This window comes from Mycobacterium sp., from assembly GCF_050701675.1.
In the GTDB taxonomy this organism is placed as follows: Bacteria; Actinomycetota; Actinomycetes; order Mycobacteriales; family Mycobacteriaceae; genus Mycobacterium.
The window spans coordinates 1-2324 of sequence record NZ_JBOGDD010000636.1 but is presented as its reverse complement, the minus strand read 5'-3'; the positions used below and the strand labels follow the sequence as shown (position 1 = coordinate 2324).

Annotated in this window: 3 protein-coding genes; all 3 read left to right on the top strand. The window is 68.0% G+C overall.

The window, feature by feature from the left end; translation table 11 throughout:
• Positions 1-314, top strand: a 314-nt coding sequence (locus ACRDUX_RS19570; RefSeq protein ID WP_526415678.1) for an AtuA-related protein, incomplete at its 5' end; no start/stop codon positions are given.
• Positions 314-1450 carry an acyl-CoA dehydrogenase family protein gene (locus tag ACRDUX_RS19565; protein WP_526415677.1) on the top strand — a complete coding sequence of 379 codons (1137 nt, stop codon included), beginning with the start codon at positions 314-316 and terminating at the stop codon, positions 1448-1450. The genes ACRDUX_RS19570 and ACRDUX_RS19565, both read left to right, overlap by 1 nt.
• A 23-nt stretch (positions 1451-1473) precedes the next feature.
• Positions 1474-2324 (top strand): LLM class F420-dependent oxidoreductase (locus tag ACRDUX_RS19560; RefSeq protein WP_526415676.1); only part of this gene is annotated, 851 nt, incomplete at its 3' end.

The following is a 2324-nucleotide window of genomic DNA, read 5'->3' as shown; positions in this document are numbered from 1 at the left end:
GTGAGGTGCTCGCCGCCCGCTCGGGTGACAAGGGCGGCAACGCGAACGTCGGGCTCTGGACCGACACCCCGGAGAGGTGGGACTGGCTGCGCCATCACCTCAGCGTCGACCGGTTCCGCGCGCTGGTCGGCGAAACCGCCGGCCTGGAGGTGCGCCGCTACGAATTTCCCAACCTCAAGGCGCTCAACTTCGTCATCGTGGGCTTCCTCGGCGAGGGCGTCGCATCGTGCACCAAGACCGATCCGCAAGCCAAGGGACTCGGCGAATACGTCCGCGCCCTCCACACCGACATTCCCGACAAGCTGGTGCCGTAGTGGACTTCACCGAACCCGCCGAACACCGCGACCTGCGCGACGCGGTCGGCGCACTGACCGACAAGTACGGCCCCGACTACTTCGCCGAACGGGCGATGGCGCACGCACCGACCACCGAGCTGTGGCAGGACCTGGCCGGGCACGGGTTCATCGGCATCAACCTTCCCGAGGAGTTCGGCGGCGGTGGCGCCGGCATGGTCGAGTTGGCCATCGTCTGCGAGGAGACCGCCGCGCACGGCTGCCCACTGTTGTTGCTCCTGGTGTCCAGCGCCATCTCCGGAGAACTCCTCACCCGCTACGGCAGCGCCGAGCAACGCCGAGAGTGGCTGCCCCGCATGGCCTCCGGTGACACCAAGGTGGTCTTCGCGATCACCGAACCCGACGCCGGATCCAATTCGCACGAGATCAGCACCACCGCAACCCGCGACGGGCAGGACTATCTGCTCAACGGCACCAAGTACTACATCTCCGGAGTCGACGAAGCGGATGCGCTGATCGTCGTGACCCGCACCGCCCCCGAGCGGCTGTCGCTCTTCCTCGTTCCCAGCGATGCGAGGGGTCTGATCAAACACCCTCTGCCGGTGGGCATCCCGGTCCCGGAGAAGCAGTACACCCTGCACTTCGACGACGTCCGGCTGCCGTCCTCCGCCCTGATCGGCACCGAACACGAAGGCTTCCGTCAAGTGTTCGACGGGCTGAACCCCGAACGCATCACCGGCGCCGCCGTGTGCGTCGGCATCGGCCGCCACGCCGTCGCCAAAGGCGCCGACTACGCGCGCACCCGCACCGTCTGGGGACCAGCGATCGGCGCCTATCAGGCGATCGCTCATCCCCTGGCCGAAGCCAAGATCGCCGTGGACCAGGCCGCCATGATGACCGCCAAGGCCGCTTGGCTCTACGACCACGGCCACCCTGCCGGAGAAGCGTCCAACATCGCCAAGTTCGCCGCCGCCGACGCTGCCGTCGCCGCAGCCGACCGTGCCATCCAAGTCCACGGCGGCAACGGGTTGTCCGCCGAGTACGGGCTGATACCGCAGTGGGCTCTGGCCCGCCTGCTGCGGATCGCACCGGTCAGCCGAGAGATGATCCTCAACTACGTCGCCCAACACAGCCTGGCGCTGCCACGGTCCTACTGAGCATCGCCAAGGACACCACGCCCATGAAACTCGCGCTGCAGCTCGGCCATTGGGGCTCCGCACCGCCGACCAATCACGCCGAGCTGGTCACCGCCGCAGAAGACGCCGGCTTCGACGCCGTCTTCACCGCCGAGGCGTGGGGGTCCGAGGCTTTCACCCCGTTGGCGTGGTGGGGCGCTCGGACCCGACGGATCCAACTGGGCACCTCGGTGGCCCAGATCTCCGCGCGCAGCCCCACCGCCTGCGCGATGATGTCGCTGACCCTGGATCACCTCAGCGGCGGTCGACACGTCCTCGGGTTGGGCGTCGCCGGCCCGCAGGTCGTCGAGGGGTGGTACGGGCAGCCGTTCGCCAAGCCACTGGCACGCACCCGCGAATACGTCGACATCATTCGACACGTGTGGGCGCGCGAGGCCCCGGTCACCAGTGCCGGTCCGCACTATCCGCTGCCCAGGAGTGGCAGCGGGACAACGGGGCTCGGGGCGAGCCTCAAGTCGATCGTTCACCCGCTGCGCCCCGACATACCGATCATGCTCGGCGCCGAAGAACCCCGCAACGTCGCGCTGGCCGCCGAGATCTGCGACGGCTGGCTACCGATCTTCTACACACCCCGGCTGGCCGACACCTACAACTCCTGGCTCGACGAGGGCTTCGCACGACCGGGTGCGCGGCGCACCCGCGGGACGTTCGAAGTGTGCGCGACCGCCCAGATCGTCATCACCGATGATCGACGCGCGACCTTCGCTGCGATGAAACCGAAGCTGGCGCTCTACCTTGGCGGGATGGGCGCACAGGACAACAACTTTCACGCCGACCTCTACCGGAGGATGGGGTACGGCGACGTGGTCGACGAGGTCACCCGCTTGTTCGGCAG